Consider the following 5,966-nt stretch of genomic DNA (forward strand, 5'->3'; position numbering starts at 1 on the left):
GCGGACGATCTGGCGGCGTAGGTGGGCGGCGACGAGTTCGGCGGTTTTCGGTACCCGCACGTGCTGACCGACCCGGTTGGTGCCGAGTAGCGGGCGGGGCAGGGTGCGGTTCGGGCTGCCCACCGTGGGCGCGTCCGAGCCGGCGGCGCGGCTCAGACGGACGGTGTGTGGCGCGACCCGGGTGGCGGTCGGGGTGTCGGCCGGTTGCGTTAAGGTCATGATTTTTCCCCCTGATGGTGACGGCGCGTCCCCGTTCGCCCCGGCTGCCGGAACGCGACTATGGATGTGCGGAACGTGCGTACTGCGACAACTTGGCTACCAACAGTGCTTACAAAGTCGCATTGTGGCAGCGTGTCGGAAGCTGGGGTGGCCGGGGGCGCGGTAATACCACGGTGTATTCCGAACTTTGCTACGCAGGGTAAACACTGCTGTCGGCGTGCGATCCGCGTACTGAAGTGATCATTTTTCCGGGCGCGCCCGGCGCGCGCCCCCGTGAACGTCGGCTGTCGACCCGCTGACCAGCCACATTGCACATTTCGATGGGCGTGTTCGACCTGCCCGTTACGTGATCATGTGGCGACGGATAGTCGGTGACGGCTAACGGTGGCTATGCATTGACTACGCCCTGTTGTGGCTGCCCGGCTGTCGAGCCGATGCTCCCGGCCGCCGAAAACGGGTGATGGGCAGCCCCACGTCAAAGCCCCGCCGACCCGCCCGGCCACCTGCGGCGAGGCAGGCTGGACGAGCGGGTCGGCGGGGCGGGCGGTGGTGATTGGTGCTGTCCGGACGAGGTGGTCAGACCGCCGCGGTGACGCCGCCGGAGATCTCGGCCGCCTCGATGGTGACGGCGACCGCGTGCACGACCGAGGCGACCCGGATGGCATCCTGGATCACCTCGCGGGCGACCCCGCGCCCGCGCAGCTCGCGCTCGTGGGCGGCCAGGCAGCGGCCGCAGCCGTTGACCGCGGAGACGGCCAGCGACCACAGCTCGAAGTCGACCTTGTCGACGCCGGGGTTGGCCAGCGCGTTCATCCGCAGCCCGGCGCGCAGCCGGGAGTACTCCGCGCCGTCCGGCGAGGCGTCCTCCAGCAGGTGCAGGGTGCGGTAGTAGACGTTGTTCATCGCCATCACCGCGGCGGCGGTGCGGGCCGCGGTGGCGGCCTCGGCGCTCAGGTGTTCCAGCGCCTCGGCCGCCAGCGCGACGAGCGTGGTGCGCCCCCGGCTGGCGATCGCGGCGGCGAGCACGGTGCCCCACAACTGCTGCTCGGACAGGTGCGACTGGCTGGTCACCGACCCGAGATTGAGCCGCAGGTCCTTCGCATGGTCGGGCAGTAGCTCCCGGAGACGGGCGAGGGTCATCAGACCGTCACCTCGACCGGCGCCGGGCCCGCCGCCCCCAGCGTCTGCTCGCCCTTCTGCCAGTTGCACGGGCAGAGCTCGTCGGTCTGCAGGGCGTCGAGGACGCGCAGGACCTCAGCCGGGTTCCGCCCGACGCTGCCTGCGGTGACCATGACGAACTGGATGACGTTGTCCGGGTCGACGATGAACGTCGCGCGCTGCGCCACCCCGTCGTCGCCGAGCACGCCGGCGGCGCTGGTCAGCTCCTTTTTGAGGTCGGCGAGCATCGGGAAGGGCAGGTTCGTCAGGTCCGGGTGATTCTGCTTCCACGCCAGGTGGACGTACTCGCTGTCGGTGGACACGCCGAGGACCTGTGCGTCGCGGTCGGCGAACTCGTCGTTGATCCGGCCGAACGCGGCGATCTCGGTCGGACACACGAAGGTGAAGTCCTTCGGCCAGAAGAACACGACGCGCCAGCGCCCGGCGCGGCTGGCGGCGGTCTCTCGGATGAAGGCGGTGTCGGGGTCGCTGGTCACGACACCGGTCAGGTCGTAGGCGGGGAAGGCGTCGCCGACGGTCAGCACGTGAGGTGCTCCTCTCGAGAGCGGTCCGGGGGTACGAGCGTCACTGTTGTCACCGCCGACTCAAAAGAGAAATCAAAAGATTCCGCAACTTTGATAGCCTCACTCTATGGCTAGTCCGCAGCCCACGATCACCCAGCTCCGCGCCCTCGTCGCCGTCGCCGACCACCGCCACTTCGGCCGCGCGGCCGCCGGGCTGCACGTCAGCCAGCCGACCCTGTCCAGCGCGGTCGCCGCCCTCGAACGCACCCTCGGCGTCCAGCTCGTCGAGCGGACCACCCGCAGTGTCCTGCTCACCGTGGTGGGGGAGGACGTCGTCGAGCGGGCGCGGGGGGTGCTCGGGGCGGTGGACGACCTCACCGACGTCGCCGTGCGGGCCCGCGAGCCGCTCGTCGGTGACATCCGCCTCGGCGTGATCCCGACGGTGGCGCCCTACCTGCTGCCCCGGCTGCTGCCCGCACTGCGCGAGCGCTGGCCGCAGACCCGGCTGCGGCTGCGTGAGGCGCAGACCGCCACCCTGCTCGCCGAGCTGCGCGGCGGCGCGCTCGACCTCGCGCTGCTCGCCCTACCCAACGACGAGCCCGGCATCACCGAGATCCCCCTCTACGACGAGGACTTCGTCCTGGTCATGCCGGACGGGCATCCGCTCGCCGGCGGCAGCGCCGTACCGGTCGCCGCGCTGGCCGGCCAGGACCTGCTGCTCCTCGAGGACGGCCACTGCTTCCGGGCGCAGGCCCTCGACGTCTGCCACGAGGCGGGCGCGCGGGAGCGCTCGGCCCTGCGCGCGGCGAGCCTGTCCACCATCGTCCAGATGGTCGCCGGCGGGCTCGGCCTGACGCTGCTGCCCGCCGGTGCCGTCGGGGTCGAGGTGGGGGAGGGCCGGGGCCTCGCGGTCGCCACCTTCCGCCGCCCGGCGCCCCACCGCCGCATCGGCCTGGCCCACCGCAGCACCTCCGCCCGCGCCGGCGACTGGCACCTGCTCGCGACACAGATCCGTGCCGCTCTGCCCACGACCGACCTCGCCCTTGCCGCCGTGGCATCGACCAGCAACGCCAAGGTCACGCAATCCGCACTCTGATCACTCCCTTCTCGCCGAGGAAGGCGTCCTCTTGCGGCGTGTGTTGAGTGGTGGTGTGGGGTGTTGTGTGGTGCCGTCAGGGTGGTGGACGGTGAGTTGTCCGTGGGTGTTTCGTGTGACGGTGAGGTGGTGGTCGTGAATGTGCCGATGGTGGTGGGAGCAGAGGATGGTGAGGTTTTCTGGTTCTGTTTTTCCGTGGTCGGCTTCCCATTCTTTGATGTGGTGGATGTGGAGCCATCGAGTGTGGTGGCATCCGGGGTATTGACAGGTTCCGCGGTCGCGTGCGTAGACCGCTTTACGGACTCTGCTGGTGGGATTTCTTCGATTTCGGCCGAGCGCCAGTGGGTTGCCATGAGGGTCGTTGATGAGTGTGCGTACGGCGCTGTCGCAGGCCAGGCGTCGTGCTGTGTGCGGTGAGATGACCGGGCCGCCGGCGAGTTCGCAGACACTGCGGGCAAGTGCTTTCTCACCCGCCATCAGAATGCGGCTGGCCTTTTTCCCGAGGAGGGTGTCGAGGTCGACCAGGACGGTGAGGGCGTAGGGGGTGGGGTCGGCGAGTCGTGGTGCGCCGTGGGTCAGGAAGGATGTGGCGATCGCGGCGAACGCGTCAGCTTTCCGCTCGGCCGCGGGCCGTTCGTCGTCGGGGGTGGTGGCCTGGGTGCCTGGTGGGGTGGCGGTCTGGGTGAGGGTGGCTTCTGCCAGTTCGAGGGCTCGGGCGACGGTGGCACCGCGTAGCGGATCGAGGCGCAGGGTCAGGGAGAAGGTGCCGTCGTCGTTCCAGTGGCTGGCGCAGCGCACCGGCGCGGGATCATCCCGGGTATCACCTGGCCTGCCGTTGTCGGTGTCGTTGTGGATGTGACGGTGCAGGCGTGCACGGCGGGCGAGTGCTCGGGCGGACTGGCGCCCGGCTTCGTGTAGCCACGCCGCGTCGGTGTCGGGCGTCGCGACGCTGGTGATCACACGGACTTTGGAGTAGGAGATCTCCCCGCGGGAGAACGCGCCGGTGATGTGGGGAAGCTCGATGAGGGCGCGGGCGACCCGCACATATTCGTAGCAGGCTCGTAGTCCGATGCCGCAACGCCAGGAAAGCCAGTGCGCACAGCTGGTGAGACCGCTAGCAGTCCAGCCGCCACGCCGGTCGAAAGCGGCGATGAGACCGAGCCAGCGGCAGGTCGCGGCGGACATCCGTCCGGCCCATCCACATACTTTCTCCTCAAGGTCGTGGAGGGGTAGGGAATCCAGCTCGCAATCGAACACAGGTTCGAGTCTCAAGGTTGGTGGGAATCCTGTCAAGATGCCGCCTTCGACGCCGCGCGTCGGACCGTTCTCCTCGCGGTTATGGTTGCCACAGGGTGGGGTCGGATTGTGCACCGCGGTGCACTCGCGCGACTCCCGGTAATGTTCCCGCAGGCGACGCGCGGCCGCGCGGGCGCTGACCCTATTGCTGTGCGTTGGGGACGGAACTCCGAGTCAACAGGGCGATCCGAACCGCCGTGGTGCGGCGCGCGCGAACTGGGTCACTATCTGGCTCCCCGCGCTGGACCGGTGCGGTCTGGGTCGGTGCGGTCTGGGTCGGTGCGGTCTGGGTCGGACCGGCCCGTTCCCGCGCGCCGGCGATGCTGATCGTTTGATCTTGTCGGTGGGCGCGGACCCCGCTCCCCGGCCGCCATCTCCGCCCAGCCACTTGAGGGGAAATCCACGCCAGACCTGCGGAGGGTGCACGAGCAATCACCCGCTGGACGGATCTCGGGATGCTTTCCCGGGCAGGCAGTGTCTATACCGGGCGACCGTAACCGCCCGCCGCCTGCGGGCTTCGTCACGTTTTAGCGACGGCCGGAGGGAGAAGGAGAAAGCATCGTGACCGGCCGGTGCGGTCGTGGGCCGGCCGACGGGTCGGAGCGGGCTGAGCGCACTGGTCGGATGGGACGAACACGTCGAATTTGGTCGGGACGCCGGCCTGGGCCTAGGCGGTGGCATGTCTGCTCCGAAGTACCGACCTGCGGGGATGTTCCGGCCGGCCGGAGCGCGGGATACACGGTCGTCATGCATGCGTAACCAGCCGGCCGTAGCGTAGGCGGCCATGGGCGACGCGCGAATTGTTGCGGTCGGCGTCGAGGAAGAGTTCCACATCCTCGATCTCACTACTCGTCAGCTCGTTCCAAGGGCCGAGGAAATCCTTCAACACCTCGACGGGAAGTCGTTCTCCCCGGAACTGCTGAAATCCGTCGTGGAGACAAACAGTGCGCCCACGGCGGATCTGCTGGCGCTGCGGGCGAACCTGCTTGATCTACGCCGCCAGCTCGCGGAGGTCGCGGGCCGGCTCGGGCTCGGCCCGGCGGCGTCGGGCACCGTGCCGATCCTGGACATGGACCTGCTCGACGTCTCCCGCGACGCTCGGTACGAGCAGATGACCGAGGACTACCAGCTCGTCGCCCGAGAACAGCTCATCTGCGGCGCCCAGGTGCACGTTGACGTCGCCGACCGGGACCTGGCCATGGCCGTGGTCGCCTGGACGGCGCCGTGGCTGCCGATGCTGCTGGCCCTCTCGGCCAGCTCGCCGTACTGGATGGGCGCCGACAGCGGCTACGCGAGCATGCGCACCCTGGTCTGGCAGCGCTGGCCCACCGCGGGTGTCGCCGGCTCGTTCCGCACCGCCGCCGAGTACGACCAACTCGTCGCCGACCTGATCAAATCCGGGGTGATCAGCGACCCGGGGATGGTCTACTTCGACGTGCGCCCCTCGGCCCACCTGCCCACCGTGGAGCTGCGCATCTGCGACGCCTGCCCCGACGTGGACAACGTCATCCTCATCGCCGGGCTGTTCCGGGCCCTGGTCTGCCGGGCGATCGAGGAGATCGAGGCCGGCGGCCAGGCCCCGCCGCCCCGCTCCGAGCTGCTGCGCGCCGCGACCTGGCGGGCCGCCCGCTCCGGCCTGGAGGGCGACCTCGTCGACATCCTCGGCGCCGGCC

5 protein-coding genes and 1 pseudogene are annotated in these 5,966 nt (G+C 69.5%); 2 read left to right on the top strand and 4 right to left on the bottom strand.

From position 1 onward, the window contains the following. From MXD58_RS18015 to MXD58_RS18025, 3 genes and pseudogenes are all read right to left on the bottom strand, one after another. Window positions 1-219, bottom strand: a pseudogene (locus MXD58_RS18015) (FadR/GntR family transcriptional regulator); the annotation flags it as partial. Window positions 220-795: 576 nt separating this feature from the next. Continuing rightward, window positions 796-1,359, bottom strand: coding sequence for an alkylhydroperoxidase, AhpD family (gene ahpD, locus MXD58_RS18020; RefSeq protein ID WP_248840671.1), 564 nt, complete (start codon window positions 1,357-1,359; stop codon window positions 796-798). Then, on the bottom strand, window positions 1,359-1,922 hold the full coding sequence (locus MXD58_RS18025) for a peroxiredoxin (protein ID WP_248840672.1): 564 nt from the start codon (window positions 1,920-1,922) through the stop codon (window positions 1,359-1,361). The genes ahpD and MXD58_RS18025 overlap by 1 nt, the downstream gene beginning before the upstream one ends. Window positions 1,923-2,028: 106 nt before the next feature. Here MXD58_RS18025 and MXD58_RS18030 point away from each other — a divergent pair, with 106 nt between their 5' ends. After that, window positions 2,029-2,997 (top strand): LysR substrate-binding domain-containing protein, encoded by a 969-nt coding sequence (locus MXD58_RS18030; protein WP_248840673.1) that lies wholly within the window; start codon window positions 2,029-2,031, stop codon window positions 2,995-2,997. On the opposite strand, the gene MXD58_RS18035 is transcribed toward MXD58_RS18030, so the two are convergent. Beyond that, window positions 2,998-4,368, bottom strand: a complete 1,371-nt coding sequence (locus MXD58_RS18035; protein ID WP_248840674.1) for an HNH endonuclease — start codon at window positions 4,366-4,368, stop codon at window positions 2,998-3,000. Window positions 4,369-5,077: 709 nt separating this feature from the next. Between MXD58_RS18035 and MXD58_RS18040 the strand changes: the two genes are divergently transcribed. Continuing rightward, window positions 5,078-5,966: carboxylate-amine ligase (locus tag MXD58_RS18040; RefSeq protein WP_250609617.1), on the top strand; the 889-nt coding region annotated here is incomplete at its 3' end.

Source organism: Frankia sp. AgKG'84/4 (genome assembly GCF_023242965.2).
GTDB lineage: Bacteria > Actinomycetota > Actinomycetes > Frankiales > Frankiaceae > Frankia.